The organism is Sediminispirochaeta bajacaliforniensis DSM 16054, from assembly GCF_000378205.1.
GTDB lineage: Bacteria > Spirochaetota > Spirochaetia > DSM-16054 > Sediminispirochaetaceae > Sediminispirochaeta > Sediminispirochaeta bajacaliforniensis.
Genome location: NZ_KB899410.1, coordinates 24725 through 47167 on the forward strand (window position 1 = coordinate 24725; position 22443 = coordinate 47167).

Genomic DNA, 22443 nt, shown 5'->3' on the forward strand with positions numbered 1-22443 from the left:
CAATGCAGGACAGCCCGACCCCCTTTATTCTCCTCCTTTAACAAAAAAACAGTCGAGGATTAGAGCATAAACAAAAGTTCCTCATAGTTAGGGAACGGCCATGCATCCCTGGGCAGTGCCTCTTCAAGGGCATCTCCAGCCGCTCTCAGGGTACTCATGGCGACAAAAACATCAAACCGATAGCTTCTCGCCTGTTTTGAGGGATCGGCTATGCTCTGGGCACTTTTTACTTTTACTTCAAGTACATCGGCAGCTGCGGCAAGTTCCTCGGCTTTTTCCACGAGGTAGGCAAGTATCTCGCGCTGGCGCTTCATGGGAAGCTGAGAGTCGATACTACCCACCCGTCCGATCAGTTCCGCAGTTTCTGCGATGTAACGATTGACCGCCGGATAGATAGACTGCCGTGCCATGCGGAGCATGATTTCAGCTTCAATGTTAATCTTTTTACTGTAGCTTTCAAGATAAATTTCATGTCGGCTGAGAATTTCTTCCTTACTGAGAATACCGTGTCGGCTTAAAACGCCGATATTACTGTCGTCGGTAAGCCGCTCGATCGCCTCAACGGTGGTTGCAATGTTGGGAAGACCTCGTTTTTCGGCTTCTGCAACCCAATCGTCGGAATAACCATTCCCGTTGAATACAACCCGCTTGTGATTGTTGTAGCTCTCTTTTACCAGTTCGGCGATAGTCTTGGTTTTGTCCGTATCCTTTGCGGTTTCGAGCCGTTCGGCAAAACCCGCGAGAACATCGGCAACAGCTGCATTTAGAAAGGTGTTGATTTCCGCAATCGAGGCGCTGGAAGCTGCCATACGGAACTCAAATTTGTTTCCGGTAAAAGCGAAGGGGCTTGTTCTGTTCCTGTCGGTCATGTGCTTGGGAAACTTCGGCAGGCTTGTCTGGCCGATGATCATCATCTCGCCTTCACGTGCTTTTACTGTTCCACCGCCAGAGACGGCTTCCAGGATATCGCTGAGCTGATCGCCGAGGAAGATCGAAATAATCGCGGGCGGTGCCTCGTTTGCACCGAGGCGGTGATCATTTCCTGTATTTGCCGCAGAGACCCTCAGCAGGGGCGCGTAACGATCCACAGCTTCGATAACCGCAGCGAGGAAGAGCAGAAATTGGGCGTTTTCATGGGGACTGTCACCAGGCTCGAGAAGATTGATACCATCGTCGGTGGCAATCGACCAGTTGTTATGCTTTCCAGAACCGTTGACACCTGCAAAGGGCTTCTCGTGAAGCAGTACGACCAAACCATGGCGAAGGGCCACCTTGCGCAGAGTGTCCATCACGAGCTGGTTGTTGTCGGTAGCAACATTTGCACTTGCAAAAATAGTTGCAAGCTCGAACTGGTTCGGAGCAACCTCGTTGTGCTGGGTTTTTGCGGAAATACCGAGCTTCCACAGTTCATAGTTCAATTCCCGCATGAAATCGGAAACCCGTTCCTTAATTGAACCGAAGTAATGATCGTCAAGCTCCTGTCCCTTGGCGGGCATGGCGCCGAAAAGGGTCCGGCCCGCAAGGATGAGGTCGGGGCGTTTATCGTACAAACTCTTATCGACCAGGAAGTATTCCTGTTCCGGACCAACAGTGGTGAATACATGCTTGCTGGAGTCGTTTCCGAGGATTTTCAGAATGCGCAGGGACTGCTTTTCAATCGCTTCCATGGAACGAAGCAGGGGGACCTTTTTATCCAGGGCTTCTCCCCTAAAACTGATAAAGGCGGTGGGGATGTAAAGGGTGACCCCTGTTCTATCTTCTTTCAGGAAGGCAGGACTCGTTGTGTCCCAGGCTGTATAACCTCGTGCTTCAAAGGTCGCCCGGAGGCCGCCGCTGGGGAAACTGGATGCATCCGGCTCTCCCATGATCAGCTCTTTTCCAGAGAACTCCATGATGACCTTACCGTCGGAGGTAGGACTTATGAAGGAATCATGCTTTTCGGCAGTCAGCCCCGTCATCGGCTGAAACCAGTGGGTATAGTGCGTTGCACCCTTTTCAATTGCCCAGTCCCGCATTGCGCTGGCAACGACCTCGGCAATCTCAAGGGTTAAGGTCTGTTCACCCTTCATAACCGCCTGTAATTCCTTAAACACCGACTTGGGAAGTCGCTGCCGCATGACACTTTCGCTAAATTGGTTAGACCCGTAAAGCTCGGTAAGAGGGGTCTTGGTGAAATCGATGTTTCCGTTTGCCATTATTTCCTCCGAAGTTATTTCTATCGCTTGTGTATATTGTATTGCAAAAATCGTGCCATTCTATGTGTTGCTTTTTGTAATTTATTTACGGAGAAAAAGATAAAATGATTAAGCCATAGGATGGCACCTAAAAGTAGGGGATTTTACCTACGAAAATGTAATACCGACATTATTGTATTACATTTTCGTAGTCTATTCTGAGATTTGGTCCGAAGGGCAGCAGTTGGCAGATTCTTCCGGTTGCACCTTGAACTTTTTTACGAAGGCGTCCGGTCGATAGCTCATCTTTGCCTGGCGGAGTCCGGGATCTCCGAGATCCTGTTCTCGATTGATATAACAGTAATGACGGGGAAGCATGGAGGCGAAAGAACGGTTGATAAATTGATAGATTCCTTTGAAATCGTCGTTGGCCTTTTCGAAATGCACAGCGAAGGCCTTTCCTTTTGCCAGGGGTTCGCCCAGAGAGTAGGCTGCTGGGCTTCCGTCGACATAGGTAAGACAGCCGATAAGACCCAGCTCTTCCATCATTTCGAGAGCCTCCTTTGCCGCTTCAAAATCGCCTGGGTCCTCGCGCTCTTTCCTCCATGCATCAAGGATGGTCATGGCATCGTTGCGATTCTCCTTGTCGATCCACTTTTCTTCATAGGCATAACTATTAATAAAGGCGTTCACGAGATTTCGCTTTTTGTGGTATTTCCTGCCTGCAAGGGTTGCAAGGTTCTTCCTCAGATAAAGATAATCAAAGTTTTCTCTATCCTCACAGACACACAGCCCCTTTTGTTCCAGATTGATCCGTTCTTTTTCCGCATACTGCTCCGGCAAATTCTTTAAATACTGATGTTCGGAAAAAAGAGCGCGGAGGGTCTCTCTATCGTCCGGAATACCACAGGGAAGCATAAAAAATTTTCCTGACTCACTTGTTCCGCTTATCACAAGATGATTATCCGGCAGCCTGCTCAGTCGATAGCCGTATCGCTTACGAAAGAGGAAGAGCCCTGCAAACGTGAATTCCGATATCCCGTCCTTGAGGAGAGAAAGCCCGGGATGAAGCTCGCCTCTCATTGATAGATCGATTGGTGCAAAGACCGGGTATTGTGGTATGCTCATATCGATAAAGATACTAAAGAGATCATTCCTGATCAATAAAAACAGAATTGCCTATCGTGGATCGTAACGATATAGTGATGATATGAGTACAAAACTACAAAGCGAGCTGAAGGAAGAACTCCTTGAACGCTTCCTTCGTTATGTAAAGATTACCACCATGAGTGATCCCCATGTCGAAACCTTGCCTTCGACCCCGGGACAGTGGGATCTCCTCCATCTGTTGAAACGAGAGCTCGGTGAACTGGGAATAGCCGATGTCGAACTTGATCAGTGGGGGCACCTTGTCGCTCGTGTTCCCGGCAATCGCCGAAATGGTGAGTTCCCCACCATCGGCTTGATGGCTCATGTCGATACCTCTCCGGATATGAGCGGTGTCGACGTGAAACCGCAGGTTCACCGTGATTACGACGGGAATGTCATATCCCTTACGGAAGGATACATCCTCGATCCCGTTTCTTATCCCGAGCTTCTGCAGTGCAAAGGGGGGACCGTCATTACTTCCGACGGAACAACCCTTCTTGGTGCCGATGACAAGGCCGGGGTTTCAGAAATTATGACGGCCCTCTCCTGGCTCCTTGCTCATGATGAGATCGCCCGTGGAGATCTTGAGATCGTTTTTACTCCCGATGAGGAAACCGGCAGAGGCCTTGATAGGTTTGATCCCTCCCTCCTTAAAGCCTCCTGTTGCTATACCGTGGACGGAGGGGAGCGGGGCATCATCGAGGGGGAGTGTTTTAATGCGGCTGTCGCAAGGGTTTCTTGTGTCGGCAAGGTGATCCACCTTGGTACCGCCCGCGGCAAGCTGGTCAATGCCGTTGCCATGGCGTCGGCTTTTGTCTCGATGCTTCCCCGGAACGAGAGTCCTGAGGCCACCGATGATCGCTACGGTTATTATGCGGCCCTTGAAATTTCCGGGGATCTCGACAAGGCCTATGTCGATGTCTATTTGCGGGATTTTGAGACGAGCGGTATGGAACGAAGGATCGGGGCCCTTGGCCATTTTGCCAAAGCCGTTGAGGAGGCCTTTCCCGGAGGAAAGGTTGATGTCGACGTTCGAAAGCAGTATGCAAATATGCGGGAGCATATTGCTGCAGATCCGCATATCATGGAACTCCTGGAAACGGCCGTTGCGAAAAGCGGTGTCGAGCCTGTCCGGCAGATCATTAGAGGCGGTACCGACGGTTCCAGATTAAGCGAGATGGGCATCCCTACACCCAATATTTTTACCGGCGGTCACAATTATCACAGCCGTTTCGAGTGGGCGTCCCTTGAGATCATGGCGGAGGCTTGTGAAACACTTATTCACCTGGTCTCACTTTGGGCCGAACAGAAAGCAACAAAGGGCGCTGTTTGAATCTTGGGATTCTTTGTGCTACGTTTATCTTCGAAGGGTTATAGGGGGTACCGTGAATGAAACGGCTTGTCTGCTTGTTGTTCTTGACACTGGCGATGACGGGAATAGTATTCGCCGGGCGGCTGAGCGGTGAAATAGTCTATCTGGACGGAACGGTCGATGTCTACCGTGACGGTAAGAAACTTGAGTGGCAGGATGTGGATATCGGTTTTTATCTTGAGCCCTACGATACCCTTGAAACCGGAAAAGACGGCAGTGCCGAAATCGATGTCGTCACCGCTTCTGGGACATCTGCTGTTGTTCAGGTTCTTCCCGATACGGCCTTTTATCTTACCGATGATGCGGTGGGTGGAAAACAGCAGAGCAGTTTCACCATGATGAAGGGGAGCCTCTCCTTTCGTGTCCATAAACTTACCAGCAACGAGAGTTTTAATGTTCGTACGGAAAGTGCCGTCATGGGAATCCGTGGGACCAGCTTTGACGTGGCATCCAGCCCTGAGGGGGGAATCCTTGTCCTCTGTGACGAAGGGGCCGTGGAATGTGCCGATCCTCAGGGGCGCAGCTTCTATGCAAAACCCGGGCAGGTAGTGGAGGATGTTCCCGAAACGGAGATTTCCGCCTTTGCGGTTGCCCGGGAGGATCTGGATACCTATAAAAGTTATTGGATATCCAAACGGATGGATGTTTTTAAAAACGGGGCGGATACCTTTATCCGCGGTTATGCCCGTCAGTACCAAAACTACTATCCGAAATTTGAGGAGGCCTACCGTCTTCTTGCCGCAAACAGGGCACTTCTTGAACGATACGGTAAGGCTGGGACAACTGCCACCGGTACCCTTTTCCAGGTGAAGTCAAAGATAAGTCCGTCCGTTATCAAGATGAGGAGTATCCTGCCGCTTTTCGAACAGCTTTTTTACCGGCTTGATGTACTTGCGGCCTATCATGAACAGGGAATCGGCAGGACCAACATCGATAATACTCTTTCGTCCGCCCAGTTTTTTACCCGTTTCGGAAAAAGTTATGCCGAAACGAAACTGCAACTCTCCGATGTTCGCTATCTGTTTAAGCTCTATAAGGAAATCGATGACGCTACCGGTGGAGGGGCGTCTGGGCTTCTTGATAATCCCTTTTCACTGGAAGGTACCGGCCATTTTGGGGGTAAAATTAGTTTTTGATGTATTAGATGTTTTTGCCTGTTTACCCTTTTTTGTGCTATAGTACGAATAGGAAGGATTATGTGAATAGGCTTCGTTCCATTATAGTGCTCTCGTGTGTTGCTTTTTTATGTGCCGGTTGCGGTGATGCGGATCTTTTTTCCCCTTTCGGTGATGACAAAGTGGAAAGTAGGTATATTGATCTCTCGGTCGAGGCCGGTGCCGTTCTTATGCCCGGCGCTGTGATTGAAATCAGAAAAAAGGGTGAGTGGCAGACTTTGCCTATTCCTGATCGAATGCTCGTCACCATCCTTGATCGTGATAGTCGAAGTGTCGGGAGTGCCGAGTTTACTCAGGAGCTTTTAGATGATGAGCTGCCGCCCGTTACTCTGGAAGAATCCCACAGGGGGTATCACCTCCTGCGATATGAGCTCTTTGATGCCGAGAATCAAATCATAGAATCAGGTGAGATTCCTTTTTTTACCGAATCCTATCTTCCTGAAATACCTTTCATCAATATTGTTCCCGCTGCCTCCCTCGAGCCCGGAACATACGGCCTTCTTTTTACCAATGTGGGAGAGAATCCCGATTTTTTTCTGCGGTGGAGTCTCGAAGGCGAGCCCTTTGCCTTCGGCCTTGCCGGTGACTTTAAGGATGGGGCTCTTTTGACTGCACCGGGACGTGATGGTGTGTATACGGTTTTGCTGGAACTTTTCCCGGAACCTCCTCCCGAAAATTGTGCCGGGGATTATCCTTTTTCATCTCCCTTTTACCGCACGATGGAGTTCTATGTCGATTCTACCGCCTCCACGCCTGGGAGCGATCTGTTTCCCGACGGAAGTCATGAAATTTTGTTCCATTTTTACGGAAGCTTGGATCCCGCCTCGAACACCCTTTCTTCGGAGATTCGGAGGCGGGGAACCCCCCGGCCTTTTGTCAGGAACGGGACCTTCGGGTACCGTTTTGCAGTCGGGGATCGGCTTGAGATCGATTTGAAAGCTGCGGAAGATCGATCCTCAATTACTATCGATCATATATTCGAACCGCTGGAAAAAGATGCCGATACTTCTGTTTGGGAGCTTACGAAAGATGGGGAGATCGTATTGAGTGCCGGACGTGATTCCTCTTCCATTCCCTATATACTCCTGCCTGCCCGGAAGAAGGAGGTCCAATCGCCTGAACGGCTCTCTGCGGGGATTGCAGCCATCCCCTCGTCCATCGTCGGTTGGAGCGTCTCTCTTGATGGAAGGCGTTTGGTGGTTTCCTGTTCGATTGATCATCATGTTGTGAAAACGTGGGAGGATTCGAGTGACGGCTTTGACCTTGCGGCTCCTTTGGCCCTCTGCATAGGGGGGCAGGCTCCTCTCTTCTTGGATGAATTGGGAGTGCACGTTTCGGTTCGTAACGGAGGAGTGCAATAGCTAACTTTCATGCAATAATCCTTCTTCCACGTTGAAATTTTAAGATTCTGCCTATATTATTTAGATGGAAAACTTTGAGGAGGAGCTCCATGAAATCTCGACGTTTGTCGGCTTTACTGCTTGCCGTCTGTATGATGGCAATGTCCCTTTCTGCACAAGAAATTTCCGAAAAAAAAGATATTGCTGTCTTCAGTCTCAGTTATGCAGATTGGAGCATACCTTCCGGGGCTCTTGGTCTGGTCGACCAGGCCATACAGAATGTTTTTGTTGGGTTGGGACGATTTAACATCTACGGGATGACCTATCGATTAGAGGCCGGCGATATTCAATCCTTTATCGATCAGGTGAAAAAATACAAAGAGGAAAACGTCAAAATCCCCGAAGAGGTCAGGCTTGGAGAAGCAACCTTTACCGAGGCTGATTTCAATAAACTTGTCGGTTCCTTCATCGTCGTTATCCCGGTAATGAGCTACTACGATGTTCGCAATGACGAAGGCACCTATGAAGCCGATATTCAAACCTCCTTTACCTTTGTCAATGTCGAGGAGGGGAAGGCCTTCGCGAGTTTTCAGATCGATACTTCGGGGTCGGGAGACAGCCAGAAGGAAGCGGTAAAAGGTGCCGTTGACGCCATCCCCATGCAGCTGCAGTATAAGCTTCGCAGCGTTCCTGAATTTCAGCTGAAGACCGGTATTATTGATATTGTGGGAAGAGAATATATTATCGAATTCGGCAGGAACATGGGCGTCCAGGTCGGTGATGAGTTTGCCATTGTCGAGACAAGGGTTCTTCCTTCCGGTCGTCAGATGTCGAAGGAGACCGGGTTGATTGTTGTAAAATCCGTCGACGAAGAAATCTCCTCGACCCGGGTACGCTATAGTAATGGGCGGCCGAATGTGGGGGAACAGCTGAAGGAGATTCCACGACTCGGTGTTGAGCTGTCCGGATATCTTGATATCCTTCAGTCTTCCGATTCTGACGAGGAGATTTTTGCTATTGCTGGCTTGCGGTCGGTTGCAAGTCGTGGTTTCTATTCGCTGAGGCCCGTGGTAGGAGTAGAGGTTCCTCTTGGCGACTCGTTTGCTATCTGGTTTCCGGTTAACGCCTATGTCGGTGCCGAAGCCAACTGGATGTTCGGGCGGCTGAGCATTAACCCCAGTGCCGTCGTCGGTGCGGGGTTCCTTGTTCCTATCAACGGCGACGAGGATTATGAGTACTTCAGCAGCATCGGTTTTACCGGGCTTGTTGAGGCACAATATCTTTTCAAACAGAACATGAAATTTTTCCTTCGTACGGGATATACTTTTTATCAGGCCTTGGTCCTTGAAGACATTAATCCCAACGATTACAACGGTGTTGTCTTGGGCGGCGGCCTGACCTTCAAGTTGTAGCAGGAGCAAATAGATGAAAAAGAAAAACAGTATTGTGAAAATCGGAGCCGCGTTCTCCGTTGTTTTCGTACTTCTTCTGGCGGGTTGTGCCAGCACTGGTGGAGGGCCTGCAGCGTCCGGCAAACAGGCGGCTGCTTCCGCCACACCGGTTCCTTCGCCGGTCTATTACGGCAGCGGCAGTGGAGCCACTCAGACCGAGGCGATGAACCAGGCTAAGATTGCGGCGGTGCGTAAAGCTTCGGCCGATCTGCTCGGCGTTGCCGCCGCGGCAGCAAAACGAGATGAAGTTGAGACGGCTCTTTTTGGCAAGGGCGGCGTCAATGCATATGTGTACAATGATTCCATGGAGATTATCGACCGTGGGGGATCGGATGGCGATTTTTCCTTAACCCTTGGTATTAAAATCAACCTTGAATCTGTTGCTGCGGTCCTCCGTGGCGCCGGCATCTACGGCGGACAGGTGTTACCCCAGGGGGGCGAGGTCGCTCTTGTCGATCAGCCGAGGCCTGCCATTTCCGCTCCGCAGCCTGCAACCGCAACTACCGAAGCTACCCCTTCCGCCGGACAGGAAGAAGTTCCTGAAGAGGCGTCTGCTTCGACGTCCGGCGAGATCGATCCGCAGGAAGCCGCATTAATTCAGGATATCGTAGGTAATCTCAGTTACATGGTCTACTACGATGAAGAAAGCGTCACCGATCAGTTTCTTGCCACCACCGCGGTCGGTATGGCCAACAAGTATCTTGCACAGAACGGTATGAACTATGTCGACTTGGAGCAGATCGAACGGCTCAAGAAGGACCAGGAGATGGCCTATGAGGAAGAGACCGGACAGTCCATCTCGATGATTCAGTGGATCGCAAATAAACTTAATGCAGATATTTACATTGAGATTGCCGTCGATGCGAATTCGGAAACCAAGAGTGGCCGTTATTACGGCAGCGCAAGTGTAAACCTGAAGAATTTCGATGCCTCTACCGGGAGTGGCAGGGGAACTGCTTATTATCAAACCGTACCTCCTGCCATGAGCACCGTAAGCGAGAAGGATGCCCTCAACAACGCCGTTGCTTCGGCCACCTATAACGCAATACAGAAGGCGATCGAACAGGCGCAGTTGTATACCCGACAGGAGCTGAGCCAGGGAATTAAGTATACGTTGGTGATTCAGAATACGCCCGACTCCAGAATGATGAGGAACTTTGAGAAGAAGATAGAACGCAAGGTCAAGAATATCCGAAAATTGAGCTATGCTCCTGAAGAAAGTCGGTATGAGGTGCGCCTTATCGGGCGTATTACCGATCTCGAAGATTTGGTCTACGATGCAACCGAAGGGGTTTCCGGAATGGAAGGAACCTTCCTTGTGTTTCAGCGGGGTAATTCCATCACTTTCGATACAGGACTATAAGATGAGAAAGATGCGCAAAACGAGTTTTATTCTTTCGGGATTCATTATTCTCTCATTTCTCTTCGGCTGTGCTTCTTCGGGCTCCGATAGATCGGGAAGCGATCGCCCTTCATGGGTGATGACGCCTCCTGCGGATACTTCCGACGAGGTCTTTTTTGTCGGTTCCGGTTCGAATCCGGACGGTGATGAGGCCGCGGCCCGGCAGGCGGCTACCGGCGATCTTGTTGCATCGATTACCCGCTTCCTTGGTGTAAAGGTAACCGCCGATACTACTGTTGAAGCGAAGGATACCCTTGATTCGTTTACCACGAGCCTCGAGCAGACGATCAAGGAGAGCAGCAAGGCCCAGATAGGTGATTTTCGCATTCGGGATACCTACAGCGAGAAGCAGGGTGGGATTGCAAATGTCTATATTCTTGCGGCCTATGACAAGGAATCCCTCTTAAAGGAGCAGGCCCGGATTCAGGCTGTCTTTGCAGAACAGCGCGAGGCCATCTCCGGCCCCGAAGCCGAGGGCGATTCACTTGCTTCTTCCGGTTCCTGGTACCGGGCTGCAGTCAAATATCTTGAAGCCGCATTGGCTGCCTCAAGTTCCGAGGTGGATAATGCCGCCATCAAGTACGAGCGAAACATGAATAAAGCGCGGAGGGCGGTTCAGGCGATTACCATTGTTCGCTTGAACGACAACCTTTCGGCTGATATGAACAAACCCTTTGGGGAGGGGTTTCGTGCCAAGGTTTCTTCCGAGGCAGGGGCTCTTTCAGATGTTCCTGTGAGGGTGACCTATAAAACCTTGGGGCGAAATAATCGGACGCAGATACAAGTCGAGACGGTAAAGAGCGGATCCGGCGGTGGAGTGGAATTTCTTCCTCCTCCTCCCGATTTTGTCGGAAAAGAGACCCTTTCCATGGGTATCGATCTTTCGGATGCGCTTGAGAGTTTAGAGAATGTACCGGATGCCCTCTATCCCCAACTTGAGGCCCTCGAACAGCTGATCGGGACAAAAGAGGTAAGCTTTTCCTATACCGTGGAAAGCCGGGCGAAGGAGGTCGCTACGGCGGTCATGATCGTCGATGTCGATAACGGCGGGAATGCCACCGGACGGACGGAGACGGCTTCGGGGCTCTTGGAGGCCCTCAGCAGCCAGGGCTTTAAGGTCGGAACCGTTACCCCCTTTTCGAACCTTCAGGGTTCCAGCGATGCGGCCGTTATCAGAAATGCCGCAACTAGCTTCGGAAATCAGTACGGAAGAATCATCTTCGGTACCGTCGGAATCAGCGATTTTCGAGAGGGAGACGGCCGTTTTACGGTAAAGGTCTCCGGAGACATCAAGGTTGCCGACCTTTCGAGTGGAGATATCCTTTACTCGTCCGGAACAAAATTCAAGACGGCTCTTGGCAACAATGCTCAGAGTGCGATGAGTGCCGCTTTTAAACAATTCGGTAAGATGATCGGCGATTCCATGGCCAACAGCCTGCCGTGATTTTCGTTTTAGAAAACCTTCTCGACCCCGAAGTTCTTTAACTGAATTTCGGGGTCGTTTGTTATGAGGCCGTCCACACCCCTATGAAGAAGCATTTTCCCGCTGGCGGGATCGTCGACGGTCCAGGGAATTACGGCACGACCTTCAACCCTTCGGTACCATGCCGTGGCAAAGGGGCCCGCTTGATAAAAATCCGGTTTGAGAATTGGGGTCGAGGCAATGACTTTACCGAAACCTCGGCGGAGAATTGCGGGAACCGCCTTGTCGTTGCTGTAGATAATTGCAGTGGGAATCGACTTGCTTCGCTTCCTTGCTGCGATGAGAGGAAATGGATTAAAAGAGGAGAGTATGCACCGCATCTCCAGTCCTGATTTCTCGATAACGTCGACGACGGCCGAGGCCAGCCCACTATCCCCCCGTGTTTCATCCTTTAATTCGATATCGTAATAGAAACGATCGGAAAAGGTTTCGAACAGCTCTTGCAGTGTTATTATAAGCTCACCTGTAAACTCGGGAGAAAACCAACTTCCGATGTCGGCACGCCTGAGATCGTCCAGTCTGCAGGCCTCTACAACTGCCTCGATGCCTGCGGTTCGTTTGAGGTTGTGATCGTGTATAACGACGATCTTTCCGTCCTCTGTGAGGTGGACATCCAGTTCGATACCAGGTATGTGAAGATCGGCGCAGAGCCTGAATGCGGACATTGTGTTTTCCGGTGCTCTTGATGAATAGCCGCGATGGCCGAATAGAAGGGGGCGTAATGCTTGCTGATTAATAAAGTGGTCTTCGGAAAACTGTGCTAAGGCGTATGGTTTCATTTGTTCTCCTCCATGCTTCGCTTCAACTCTTCCAAAGCGGCCTCTGCGTCGGCATTGCGTTGGAGCTCGGCAAATGCCTCGCTTTCCGAGCCGATATTTCCTGCGAGGGCGTCAAGTCTTCTGACAAGGGCCTCGGCATCGGTGGAGAGAAGCCTTTCAGGTGCATTACTTTTCCATAACGTTTTTGCTTCTTCCACATCACGGGAAAGAAGACTCGCCTCTACCTCGAGCTTCTGGATTTCCGTTTCAAGTTCACTGACCCTTTTCTTTGCAGCCTCGGCAAGCTCTTTTTTTCCAGAATTTTCGGCGAGATCGACCCTTGAGAGCCATGTTTTCAATTCGCTTTTCTTGCCTGAAATGCTCTTTTCCAAACGCTTCGCTTCTGTGGCGATGCGAAGGGCATATTCCCTATCCGCATTCATAGATAAATGATACCACGGGAAATAAAACAGGTCGAGACCGACGGCTAATGGCCTCTCGGCAGCTTGTATACACGCCCCGCTTCGGGGTATCGTCTTTTTATGCAAAGCACACAGCAAAATGATACCATACGGAATATTGCAATTATTGCCCATGTCGATCATGGGAAAACCACTTTAGTAGATGCTATGTTTCAACGAAGCGGAGTTTTTCGGGCCGGTCAGGAGGTTGCAGAGCGTGTCATGGATCGGCTCGACCTGGAGCGGGAGCGAGGGATTACCATTGAGGCGAAAAACTGTTCCATCGAATGGAAAGGCCTTCGTATCAATATTATCGATACGCCGGGGCATGCCGATTTCGGCGGCGAAGTGGAGCGGGCCCTGTCGATGGTCGATGGGGCCGTTCTTTTGGTCGATGCCGCGGAGGGGCCTCTTCCTCAAACACGGTTCGTCCTTTCAAAGGCACTGAAGGCGGGGCTCTCGCTTATCGTTGTCATCAATAAGATCGATCGCCAGGATGCACGTCCTTTGGAGGTATTGGATGAGGTGTATGACCTGCTGATCGATCTTGATGCGGGAGATCATCAGCTTGAATTCCCGATTCTCTATGCCGTTGGAAGAGACGGTGTGATAAAAAGAAGTCCCGATGGGGAGGATGAAAAGCTCGATCTTCTTCTTGATACCATTGTTGATCATATTCCTTCGCCGTCGGTTGATATGGTGGGACCCTTTCGTATGTTGGTTTCCGATTTAGGCTATGATGACTATCTTGGACGTCTTGCCGTAGGAAAGGTATACGGCGGATCTGTCCAAGCAAATGAGGCTCTTGCCTGTATCGGCCCGGACGGAAAGGCCAAGCCCCTTCGGGTGACACGTCTGCAGTCCTACAGGGGGTTGGTTCTATCCGATGTGACAGAAGCGAAGGCCGGGGAGATCATCGTACTTGCGGGGATCGAGGATGTTCATATCGGTGATACTGTCTGTTCCAAAGATAATCCTGTACCCCTGAAACGGATCACCGTGGATGAACCGACGGTTTCCATGCGGTTTTCCGTAAACAACGGGCCCTTTTCCGGTAAGGAGGGAAAGATCGTTCAGGGGACGAAAATCTTTGAACGTTTGGAAAAGGAAACGCTCACAAATGTCTCTATGCGGGTGAGTCGGGGGGATGATCGCGATAGTTTTATTGTTCAGGGGCGGGGCGAGTTTCAGATGGTTATTCTCATTGAAACTATGCGTCGCGAAGGATTTGAATTTTGTGTGGGTCGTCCCCATGTTATTTTTCACCAGGAAAATGGGAAAAAGATGGAACCGATAGAGCATCTTTTTATCGATTGTGCGGATCCTTTCACCGGTGTTGTGACCGAAAAGCTTTCAAGGCGAAAGGGGCGTATGCTCAATATCACCAGCCACGAAAATGGTCGTGTCAGGATCGAATTCTCGGTTCCCAGCCGGGCACTCATCGGATATCGTGATGAATTCCTTACGGACACAAAAGGAACGGGGATCCTCAATAGCTATCTCTCGGGGTACGAGGAGTACCGGGGAGATTTTACCGGCCGATTCACCGGCTCGCTTGTTGCCGATCGTGAAGGTACATCGGTCCCGTATGCACTATTTAACCTTGAAGCTCGTGGAACGCTCTTCGTTGTTCCGAAAGATCCTGTTTATGAAGGGATGATTGTCGGTGAGCATAATCGCGAAAACGATCTGAATGTCAATCCTACCAAAACCAAGAAACTTTCAAATATGCGCGCCTCGGGAAAGGACGATGCGGTGATTTTGACACCGGTTCTTCCCATGACCCTCGAACGGGCGGTTCAGTTTATCCGTGAAGATGAGCTTATCGAGGTAACGCCGAAATCAATTCGTCTGCGAAAAAAAGAGCTTTCTGCGGCTCGTCGCAAGATCGAAGATAAAAGGGGGCAGTCTTAAGCCTATGACACCGCAAAAGCGTTGCTATTTTCCCACGATAAGCTCTCGTTCCTGGCAGCATCCGGCCGATACTGCCGCCTTGGAGGCTCTGAAAAAGATCCCCGGTTTAAGCCAGGTAACCAAAGCGGTCCTTTCCATCACCTCGGACCGCTCTCTTCGGCTTTTTTTTCTCGGGTCAGCCGTTCGTGTCACCGAGCGGCAGTTCCCCCGCATACATGCATTGGCAAAGGAAGCTTGTTCTGTCCTGGATTACGACGACAAGCTTGATATATTCGTTACCTATAATCCCGCGATGAATGCCGGAGCGGTCGGTGTCGACCGCCCCTTTGTTACCCTCAACAGTGCCCTTGTCTCCTCCCTGGATGATGAGGAGCTTCTGACCGTAATCGGTCACGAGCTTGGACACTGTATGAGTGGTCATATTCTCTATAAAACCTTACTGTGGGTTTTGGTGAATGTGAGTTTCAAGGCGCTCCGCATTCCGGGGCTCGATCTTCTCATTATTCCCGTTATGGCGGGCTTGCGTGAGTGGGACCGCAAAAGTGAGTTAAGCGCGGACCGTGCCGGTTTATTGGTTTGCCAGGATCAGGATGTCTCCTTCCGGCTACTCATGAAGCTGGCCGGCGGGAATGACATCGGCCAGATGGATATAAACGAATTCTTCTCTCAAGCCGCGGAATATGATGCCGGGGAGTCTGTTATCGACTCCCTTCATAAATTCCTGAACACTTGGGACATGTCTCATCCCCTCCCTGTTATACGCATCCCGGAACTCAAGCGTTGGGTCGACGATGGCAGCTTTGGGAGGATCTACGGTGGAGATTACCTGAAACGGGGAGGTGAGGCAGAGGAGAAAAATCGGGACTATTTCAAGGAAGCTCACCAGCAATATGAATCTGATTTTGAAGAGACTCGGGACCCTGCTGCAGGCTTTGCAAAACATCTCGGTAAGGCCTTAGGTGATTTGGGAAAAGAGGGAGGAAAAATTGTCCGGGATATCTTTGATCAGTTCGATCAAAAGGGAAGGCATGAGTGAGGAGTCTTTCTATCGATAGGCTTTTTGCTCCCTATTGGCGATAGATGACGGACTTGATATGACCTATCAGCTGATTGATGTTTACCGGTTTTGTCATGCAGGCTACAGGGGATAACTCATGTGCTTTTTCGATGAAAGATTCATTTGTATAGCCGGTGATAAAAATAATCGGGAGATTTTTGTGTATTTCCCTTAGGCGCCGCATCGCTTCTACACCGTCGATTTCTCCTGCCAATCTTCCATCCATAAGTACCAGATCGGGATTTCGGTTTTTTGCAAAGCGGACAACATCCTCCCCGGATGCGAAGATTTTGCTGATCGGATAACCGGCATTTCGAAGCTTCATTGTAAGATTCATGGCTATCATGGCTTCGTCTTCGACCAAAAGAATCATGTTTTCACTGTTCATCGTAGATCCTCCAGTGTCGGATGGATGATACGCTTGAAGCGAATCGAGCATCTGAGCCCTCTCTCACCACGCTTATCGAATGCTATTGTTCCTCCCAGCTGATGTTCGATAATGAGGAAGATTGTCTGCATCCCGAGGGTCGATTGCGACCGAACATCATAGTTATGAGGAAGGCCGATGCCGTCGTCGCAGTACATGAGTTCGATTTCGTTCTCGGCCTCTATAAATGAGAGAGAAATTGCTATATTTCCCTTTTCCCCTTTCGGGAAGGCATGCTTTAGTGAGTTTGTAAATAACTCGTTTAGTACGAGCCCACACGGAATTGCCAGGTCAATAGGCACGGCAATGTGGACGAGATCGAACCTCATTGCTATTGTATTTCCGCCGTTTTGGTAGCTTTTCAATAAGAGCCGTGCGAGTTTCTGGATATAGAGATCAAGATCAATACTGGAAAGGTTCTTTGATTCGTACAGCATTTGATGCACGAGCGACATTGATGTGATTTTAGTTTCTATCTCCTGTGATAACCGTATGAGGTTTTCATCTTCGGAATAGGATGCGCTGAGGGAGATCATCGAACTGATGATGTTCATATTGTTCTTTGTTCGGTGATACAACTCCCGTATAAGTGTCTCTCGTTCGAGAAGTGCCTGACGGATACTCTCTTCTGTTCTGACTCGTTTGGTGATATCACGACCATATAGATTCGCATATCCCGATTCGACGATAGGGGCAATGGAGAAGGCGTAAACCCGTGTTTTATGGGGAACATCAATCTCCATGCTCCGCGCTTCACTTAGTGACGATAATGCCGTTTCTCGTAAAAGTGGGGGGGCCGGTTGATCGAATTCCAGTTTCCATTCGTCGAGCAACATTCTGCTTGCCTTGTTTGCATAGATAAGCATGCCTGATGAATCAATTCTCAGGACTGGATTGGGATTCTCTGATGGAAAGCGCGACAAATCCTCGGTTGAAAGCCGGCTAAGAGGATCGTTACTATCGCCCTGGTATGAATGCTTCATCTATTTGCTAATGTTAGTCTACGTCGAAGTGTTTGTCAAAAAAGAAGAAATTTTGGTGAAAAATATTGACTTATTGTATTAGTACAATTAGTATTGTATTATATGAATAGTACAATGAAAGCGCGAGGAGTTGTTATATCTCTTGATCCCGCCCGGGGAGTCCCCTTCTATCGCCAGATTATCCAGCAGATCGAGCATGCGATTCTTGGGCAACGGCTTTTTCCCGGAGATAGACTACCGACCATCAGGGCTTTGGCGATAGACCTCAAGATAAATCCGAACACCATTGCAAGAGCCTATGGAGAACTGGAAATAAGAGGGATCGTTACAACCCAGGTGGGAAACGGTACCTTTGTTTCGGATCAGCCTCCTTCGGAGGTGGACGACGAGCGGAATCTCAGAATCAGCGAAACCCTCGTCCGCTTTCTTCGTGACATGCGCGATCTCGGGGTCGAACGTTCTGAAGTCATCGATCTTGTTAAGAGTTTCAAGGAGGAAACATGAACCTGTTCCAGAAGCATAGTAAAATGAAAACGCCGATCAAGAATACAAAGGTCCCCGAACGGCAAAGAGATTTTTCATTGAATGCCGTCGGCCTTGGCCTCTTGGCGGTTTTCTTTGGTGTCGGTATGGCTATCAGGTTGGGTACAGGTGCTGCTCCTTCCCTCATAGAGTATGTTGTTCTGTGCACGACCCCAATACTGGCTATGGTGATCATGGCCCTTTTCCCTCGATGGACGTCGGCTGTGAAGCTTCTGATTATTTTCATTGCCATTCTGCTTGCATGGAAGATCAGTGAGGCTCCATACGCCATAGTTTTTGCAGCAGCCGGGGCCTTGCTTGCCCCCTCTGTGCAGAAGATGGCGGAATGGGAACGTGCCATCATTCTTCGTTTCGGGAAATTTCACAGGGTGAAAGGGCCTGGGCTTTTCCTTCTAATGCCTCTTGCCGAACGTGTTGCAAAGGTGGTGGATCTAAGGATTAGGGTAACTGATTTTACCGCAGAAACGACGTTGACCCTGGATTCGGTGACTGTGACGGTAGATGCCATCTGTTTTTGGCTGGTGTGGGATTCTGAAAAAGCGGTCTGTGAAGTTCAGGATTACGAAGATTCCGTCATTCTTTCTTCGAAAACGGCCCTTAGAAGTGCTGTCAGTAAAAATACCTTGTCGACTTTTCTTGAGCGTGGCGATGTGATAGAGGAACATATTAGGGAGGAGGTTGACAAAAAAACCACCGAATGGGGGATTACCGTTCAGCATATCGAAATAACGGATGTGCAGATCCCTGAAAAGTTACAGGATTCCCTGAGTCATCAGGCCCAGATGGAGAGGGAAAAGAAGGGGAGGATACTCCTTGCTGAGGCTGAGATCGAGATCGCCCGGAAACTTGAAGAAGCTGCCGAAATTTACGATGCTCATGATACCACTTTGCTGCTCAAGAGCTTTTCTATCCTGAATGAGGGACTAAAGGCTGGCAATTCTATGATGCTGGTACCCAATTCGATTGCCGAAAAATTGAAATCAAAAGATGTCTTTGGCCTGCAGGCGTTGAACGAAATCAGACGCAACGCTGCAGAGAAGGAGGATAAGAATGGGCGTGGTTGATACCATTGCGCTATATAAAGATTATGAACTGAACGATTTGAAGATACATGCCCTCCGAGGTGTAAGCCTAAGCTTTGAGGCTGGGGCCTTTGCCGCTGTTGCAGGCCCTTCCGGAAGCGGTAAGTCCACCTTCCTGCACCTCGTCGGTTGTCTCGACACCCCTACGGCCGGTTCCCTCTCCGTCGATGAACGTGAGGTTGCCTCGCTCTCCCGTAACCAATCGGCACTCTTGCGACGGCAAAAAATCGGGTTCATCTTCCAGGCCTATAATCTGATACCGGTTCTTTCCGCCCTTGAGAATGTTTCTCTTCCGTTGGTACTGCTTGGAATAGAAAAGAAGGAGGCCCGGCAGCAGTCGCTTCGGGCTTTGGAAGAGGTCGGGCTGGGAGGTATGGAACATCGTCGGCCCAAGGAGATGTCCGGCGGTCAGCAACAACGGGTGGCGATTGCCCGTGCGCTGGTGAAAAAGCCGTCTCTGATCCTCGCTGATGAACCCACCGCTAATCTCGATTCGACCACAGGCAGGGCTATTCTCGATCTTATGCTTGCGTTGAATGAGAAAGAAGGAACGACTTTTATCTTTTCCACACACGATCCCATGGTAATGGAGTTTGCCCGCCGTTTGATAATGCTTCGGGACGGGATGGTTGAATCGGAGAGTCGACGATGAGGTATTCCATCTCGGCAACCGTTGCCTCGATGGCATTACGGAATCTTGCACGGCATCGTGTCAAAACGGTTATTACCGCCCTTGCTGTGGCAGTAAGTGTCGCACTCTATATTTTCATGGATGGATGGCTGCTTGGGATGAACCTCGATTCACGTCGGAATATCGTCTCCTATGAGATGGGGGCGGCAAAGATCCAGACCAAGGCCTATTTCAGCAAGAAAGATGAGCTTCCCATGTACGAGAGTTTTACCGGCTGGCAAGGCATAGCCTCGGCCCTGGAGCGCTCGGGCTATGATGCGGCCCCCCGTTTCGTATTCTCAGGTACCCTCTATTCCCGTACCGGTTCCGCTCCCATCCTCTTTAACGCTATGGATCCCAAACGGGAACACAGGCTTTTGCGCTACACCGATTTTGTAGATGCCGGCCGCTTCCCTCGCTCCGGAAGCTTTGAAATTGCTCTCGGGACAATGGCCGCGGAAAAATTACATGTAGGTATTCCTCGGCGCCCTTCGGAGAACCTTTGGGAGGATGAGGTCCTTGCCGCCACCCGGAATGAAGAGGAGCGGGACTTTGTTCAGGGGCTCTATACCGAACGCTTTGAATCCGGAGAGGCCAAGATGGCCCTTCGCGACGATGTAACACATGAGGAGATCAATCGCCTATGGGATATCCTGTATGCTTCGGGGCGGATGGATGTACGGATATCGACGGTCATCGACATGATTGCCGCTCCCGAGAAAATTCGTGAGGAGCGTTTTGAGGAGGATTTGCTGCCGTCCCTTACGGCCGAGGACCGTCAGTTGATACAATCGGCCTATACACAGGATCCCTTAGTTGGTGATTATCTTCTTTCTACGGACGACAGCGATCTTCTCGACCGGGTCTTAAAGGCGATGACTGCAGCCGACTATTCCGGTGCCATCCGCCATGTAAATCAGCTCATTGATGCGGTGGTCGTCGGCATTATCAATTCACCGAATCCGAAGACAAACGGAAATATAGCATATATCCCTCTCGATGCCCTTCAGGGAACAGGCGGACTCATGTTGGACGGCGCCGTGACCGAGCTCTTGGTCCGGGCCTCGAACGCAAAGGATTCTGTTCTTCCTGGAAGCTTTGAGAGCCCTGATACGATTAAGTCGGCCCTTGTGAGCTCGCTTGCCGAAGAGGGGAAACGGTTTCCTTCCGAGCTTGTCGTCAAGGGGTGGGAAGATTATTCCGCCGATTATTTCGCGGCTTCCGCCGGGGACCATGTCTCTACCCGCATCATGGCGCTTTTTCTCTTTCTTCTTTCGTTCATCGGCATTGCAAATACCATGCTGATGGCGGTGCTTGAACGGACAAAAGAGATTGGTATGATGCGTGCCCTCGGAATGACTGACGGTCAGCTTCTTTTCTCTTATGTGTTGGAGGCTGGTCTTGTCGGCCTTATCGGCGCTTCGGTGGGCGTGCTCTTGGGCTGTCTGATCAATATTCCCATGGTACATACCGGTATCGACTTTTCTTCCCTTGCAAAGCAGGCGGGTGGTGATTTTGGGTATCGTATTACCTCGCAGTTTCGGTCGGCATGGAACCCCAAGGTGATTGTGGGCACCGCTTTTATAGCAACGCTTCTTTCCGCTCTTATGGCCTTGCCTCCCACCTTCAGGGCTCTGCGGATGCCTGTCACCGAAAGCCTTCGTTTTGAGTGAGGAGCAGATAATGGAGAATGTCATGGATAAAGAGCTGCGGGGGCAAGGTGATTTTCTCACCCTATCGACCATAGCGTATCGTAATATTTGGCGAAACGGTAGAAGGACAATCCTTTGTATTATCGCCGTTGCCGTTGCCGTCTTTTTTAATATTTTTATGCAGGCCTGGATTTCCGGGATGATAGAGGGGATAGAGGAGGCTGTAAGGACCTATGAAACCGGCCATGTCAATGTAGTTAGCAACCTGTTTGAAGAGGAACGGGAATACTATCCGGTTCAGTATCCCATTGCCGACGGGAAAAGTGCTACCGAACTCTCTGCCGAGATCGAGGCTCTTCCCGGTGTAAAGGCCGCCTTGCCGAGGATTACCACGTATGCCTCGCTTTTCGATAGTACGGTAAAACACGCCTTGCTTTGGGGCATTGATATACAGCGGGAGCGTGCGGTAAATGTTTTTAATTTGACCGATCGTGACGATGGTTTGATCGAAGGCCGTTTTCCCAGGGCCGGGAGTAACGAATGCGCCGTGGGCCTTGAGTTTGCACGGAAGGCCGGGGTGAAGATCGGAGACCCAATACCTTTAAAAACAGTGTCCGCACAGTTTTCCGATAAATACTGGCGACCTGTGATAACAGGAATATTTGCGTTCGATTATCGAAAGTTCGACGAAGAGGTTATTCTCGTCCCCATTGATCGCCTCCAACGCATCCTTGTCTTGGGGGAGGCTACCCAACAGATGTTCATCTATGCCGAAAATGCCGATGATGCCCTCCGTTTACGGGATGAAGTTGCGAAGATGTTAGGGCCGGGGCAAACGGTTCGCGAATGGGGGGATAACTACTGGGTTGCTTATATGCGGCAGACCTCCTTTCTGTATGTCATTGTCTTTCTTGTTTTTCAAATTGTCGCCAGTTTTCTGATTATCAACACCGTTCTGATGATCATTCATGAGCGTATTAAGGAAATCGGTATGATGGGAGCCTTGGGGATGACTCGCAGAGAGATCGTTACCGTCTTCTTTCTGGAAGCTGTCTTTCTGAGCGTTTTGGGATCTGCCGTCGGCATGTTCTTCGGCGGGCTCGTAACATGGATAGGCTCTCTATTTCCTCTGGATATGGATACCTTTACCGGAGGCGGCATGAAGGAATTTCCCGTCTCAGGTACCATTTTCATCACCTTCTCTCCGAAGATTCTCATGGAAGGGTTTGTCTTCGGTATCCTTGTCTCTTCCCTTTGTACGCTGATTCCTTCGTTGAAAAGTGCCTTCATTGAACCGGTAGAGGCCCTTCGGCGATGAGTCCTCATCAAAATGCCCGAGCAATATCATGG

At 50.2% G+C, this 22443-nt stretch carries 19 protein-coding genes; 13 read left to right on the top strand and 6 right to left on the bottom strand.

The genetic code is table 11. The features are described 5' to 3' along the window. Positions 1-59: 59 nt before the first annotated feature. Together F459_RS0105695 and F459_RS0105700 are read right to left on the bottom strand one after the other, a co-directional pair. Entirely contained in the window at positions 60-2195 is a 2136-nt protein-coding gene (locus F459_RS0105695) for a glutamine synthetase III family protein (protein ID WP_020611773.1), read from the bottom strand. Between the two features lie 192 nt (positions 2196-2387). Further along, complete coding sequence (locus F459_RS0105700; RefSeq protein WP_020611774.1) at positions 2388-3302, bottom strand: DUF2156 domain-containing protein; 915 nt, start codon at positions 3300-3302, stop codon at positions 2388-2390. 82 nt (positions 3303-3384) lie between these two features. On the opposite strand from F459_RS0105700, the gene pepT reads away from it, so the two are divergent. The 6 genes from pepT (at position 3385) to F459_RS0105730 (ending at position 11507) form a co-directional block, all read left to right on the top strand. Further along, positions 3385-4656 (top strand): peptidase T, encoded by a 1272-nt coding sequence (gene pepT, locus F459_RS0105705; protein ID WP_020611775.1) that lies wholly within the window; start codon positions 3385-3387, stop codon positions 4654-4656. Between the two features lie 56 nt (positions 4657-4712). Next, positions 4713-5831: a FecR family protein gene (locus F459_RS0105710; protein ID WP_020611776.1), complete on the top strand. Its 1119-nt coding sequence runs from the start codon at positions 4713-4715 to the stop codon at positions 5829-5831. Positions 5832-5893: 62 nt separating this feature from the next. After that, positions 5894-7231 (top strand): hypothetical protein, encoded by a 1338-nt coding sequence (locus F459_RS0105715; protein WP_020611777.1) that lies wholly within the window; start codon positions 5894-5896, stop codon positions 7229-7231. Between the two features lie 89 nt (positions 7232-7320). Then, the gene (locus F459_RS0105720; RefSeq protein ID WP_020611778.1) at positions 7321-8622 is read left to right on the top strand and encodes a hypothetical protein; all 1302 of its coding nucleotides are present in this window, start codon (positions 7321-7323) and stop codon (positions 8620-8622) included. 13 nt (positions 8623-8635) lie between these two features. Further along, on the top strand, positions 8636-10024 hold the full coding sequence (locus F459_RS0105725) for a DUF6175 family protein (RefSeq protein ID WP_020611779.1): 1389 nt from the start codon (positions 8636-8638) through the stop codon (positions 10022-10024). Between the two features lies 1 nt (position 10025). Next, a complete protein-coding gene (locus F459_RS0105730) occupies positions 10026-11507 on the top strand; it encodes a hypothetical protein (protein ID WP_020611780.1) in 1482 nt (493 codons plus the stop codon). 8 nt (positions 11508-11515) lie between these two features. On the opposite strand, the gene F459_RS0105735 is transcribed toward F459_RS0105730, so the two are convergent. Together F459_RS0105735 and F459_RS0105740 are read right to left on the bottom strand one after the other, a co-directional pair. Beyond that, positions 11516-12325 carry a glycerophosphodiester phosphodiesterase gene (locus tag F459_RS0105735; RefSeq protein WP_020611781.1) on the bottom strand — a complete coding sequence of 270 codons (810 nt, stop codon included), beginning with the start codon at positions 12323-12325 and terminating at the stop codon, positions 11516-11518. Beyond that, a complete protein-coding gene (locus F459_RS0105740; RefSeq protein ID WP_020611782.1) occupies positions 12322-12747 on the bottom strand; it encodes a hypothetical protein in 426 nt (141 codons plus the stop codon). The genes F459_RS0105735 and F459_RS0105740 overlap by 4 nt, the downstream gene beginning before the upstream one ends. Before the next feature lie 99 nt (positions 12748-12846). On the opposite strand from F459_RS0105740, the gene typA reads away from it, so the two are divergent. Together typA and F459_RS0105750 are read left to right on the top strand one after the other, a co-directional pair. Beyond that, a complete protein-coding gene (gene typA, locus F459_RS0105745) occupies positions 12847-14679 on the top strand; it encodes a translational GTPase TypA (protein WP_020611783.1) in 1833 nt (610 codons plus the stop codon). 4 nt (positions 14680-14683) lie between these two features. Then, positions 14684-15715, top strand: a complete 1032-nt coding sequence (locus F459_RS0105750; RefSeq protein WP_020611784.1) for a M48 family metallopeptidase — start codon at positions 14684-14686, stop codon at positions 15713-15715. A gap of 31 nt (positions 15716-15746) precedes the next feature. On the opposite strand, the gene F459_RS0105755 is transcribed toward F459_RS0105750, so the two are convergent. After that, positions 15747-16124 (bottom strand): response regulator, encoded by a 378-nt coding sequence (locus F459_RS0105755; protein WP_020611785.1) that lies wholly within the window; start codon positions 16122-16124, stop codon positions 15747-15749. Further along, positions 16121-17146 (bottom strand): sensor histidine kinase, encoded by a 1026-nt coding sequence (locus F459_RS0105760; protein WP_020611786.1) that lies wholly within the window; start codon positions 17144-17146, stop codon positions 16121-16123. Before F459_RS0105760 ends, F459_RS0105755 begins: the two co-directional genes overlap by 4 nt. Positions 17147-17248: 102 nt before the next feature. Between F459_RS0105760 and F459_RS0105765 the strand changes: the two genes are divergently transcribed. The 5 genes from F459_RS0105765 to F459_RS0105785 are packed head-to-tail and all read left to right on the top strand — an operon-like array spanning position 17249 to position 22411. Beyond that, positions 17249-17650 carry a GntR family transcriptional regulator gene (locus tag F459_RS0105765; protein ID WP_051086154.1) on the top strand — a complete coding sequence of 134 codons (402 nt, stop codon included), beginning with the start codon at positions 17249-17251 and terminating at the stop codon, positions 17648-17650. Then, entirely contained in the window at positions 17647-18753 is a 1107-nt protein-coding gene (locus F459_RS0105770) for an SPFH domain-containing protein (RefSeq protein ID WP_020611788.1), read from the top strand. The genes F459_RS0105765 and F459_RS0105770 overlap by 4 nt, the downstream gene beginning before the upstream one ends. Beyond that, on the top strand, positions 18740-19423 hold the full coding sequence (locus F459_RS0105775) for an ABC transporter ATP-binding protein (protein ID WP_013256436.1): 684 nt from the start codon (positions 18740-18742) through the stop codon (positions 19421-19423). Before F459_RS0105770 ends, F459_RS0105775 begins: the two co-directional genes overlap by 14 nt. Then, positions 19420-21114 carry an ABC transporter permease gene (locus F459_RS0105780; RefSeq protein WP_020611789.1) on the top strand — a complete coding sequence of 565 codons (1695 nt, stop codon included), beginning with the start codon at positions 19420-19422 and terminating at the stop codon, positions 21112-21114. The genes F459_RS0105775 and F459_RS0105780 overlap by 4 nt, the downstream gene beginning before the upstream one ends. Positions 21115-21124: 10 nt before the next feature. Continuing rightward, positions 21125-22411, top strand: a complete 1287-nt coding sequence (locus F459_RS0105785; RefSeq protein WP_020611790.1) for an ABC transporter permease — start codon at positions 21125-21127, stop codon at positions 22409-22411. Positions 22412-22443 lie beyond the last annotated feature (32 nt).

Excerpts from the sequence above, each read along its gene's own strand:
- F459_RS0105695 (WP_020611773.1), bottom strand. The coding sequence starts at position 2,195 with ATGGCAAACGGAAACATCGATTTCACCAAGACCCCTCTTACCGAGCTT.
- F459_RS0105700 (WP_020611774.1), bottom strand. The coding sequence starts at position 3,302 with ATGAGCATACCACAATACCCGGTCTTTGCACCAATCGATCTATCAATG.
- pepT (WP_020611775.1), top strand. The coding sequence starts at position 3,385 with ATGAGTACAAAACTACAAAGCGAGCTGAAGGAAGAACTCCTTGAACGC.
- F459_RS0105710 (WP_020611776.1), top strand. The coding sequence starts at position 4,713 with ATGAAACGGCTTGTCTGCTTGTTGTTCTTGACACTGGCGATGACGGGA.
- F459_RS0105720 (WP_020611778.1), top strand. The coding sequence starts at position 7,321 with ATGAAATCTCGACGTTTGTCGGCTTTACTGCTTGCCGTCTGTATGATG.
- F459_RS0105725 (WP_020611779.1), top strand. The coding sequence starts at position 8,636 with ATGAAAAAGAAAAACAGTATTGTGAAAATCGGAGCCGCGTTCTCCGTT.
- F459_RS0105730 (WP_020611780.1), top strand. The coding sequence starts at position 10,026 with ATGAGAAAGATGCGCAAAACGAGTTTTATTCTTTCGGGATTCATTATT.
- F459_RS0105735 (WP_020611781.1), bottom strand. The coding sequence starts at position 12,325 with ATGAAACCATACGCCTTAGCACAGTTTTCCGAAGACCACTTTATTAAT.
- F459_RS0105740 (WP_020611782.1), bottom strand. The coding sequence starts at position 12,747 with ATGAATGCGGATAGGGAATATGCCCTTCGCATCGCCACAGAAGCGAAG.
- typA (WP_020611783.1), top strand. The coding sequence starts at position 12,847 with ATGCAAAGCACACAGCAAAATGATACCATACGGAATATTGCAATTATT.
- F459_RS0105750 (WP_020611784.1), top strand. The coding sequence starts at position 14,684 with ATGACACCGCAAAAGCGTTGCTATTTTCCCACGATAAGCTCTCGTTCC.
- F459_RS0105755 (WP_020611785.1), bottom strand. The coding sequence starts at position 16,124 with ATGAACAGTGAAAACATGATTCTTTTGGTCGAAGACGAAGCCATGATA.
- F459_RS0105760 (WP_020611786.1), bottom strand. The coding sequence starts at position 17,146 with ATGAAGCATTCATACCAGGGCGATAGTAACGATCCTCTTAGCCGGCTT.
- F459_RS0105765 (WP_051086154.1), top strand. The coding sequence starts at position 17,249 with ATGAATAGTACAATGAAAGCGCGAGGAGTTGTTATATCTCTTGATCCC.
- F459_RS0105770 (WP_020611788.1), top strand. The coding sequence starts at position 17,647 with ATGAACCTGTTCCAGAAGCATAGTAAAATGAAAACGCCGATCAAGAAT.
- F459_RS0105775 (WP_013256436.1), top strand. The coding sequence starts at position 18,740 with ATGGGCGTGGTTGATACCATTGCGCTATATAAAGATTATGAACTGAAC.
- F459_RS0105780 (WP_020611789.1), top strand. The coding sequence starts at position 19,420 with ATGAGGTATTCCATCTCGGCAACCGTTGCCTCGATGGCATTACGGAAT.
- F459_RS0105785 (WP_020611790.1), top strand. The coding sequence starts at position 21,125 with ATGGAGAATGTCATGGATAAAGAGCTGCGGGGGCAAGGTGATTTTCTC.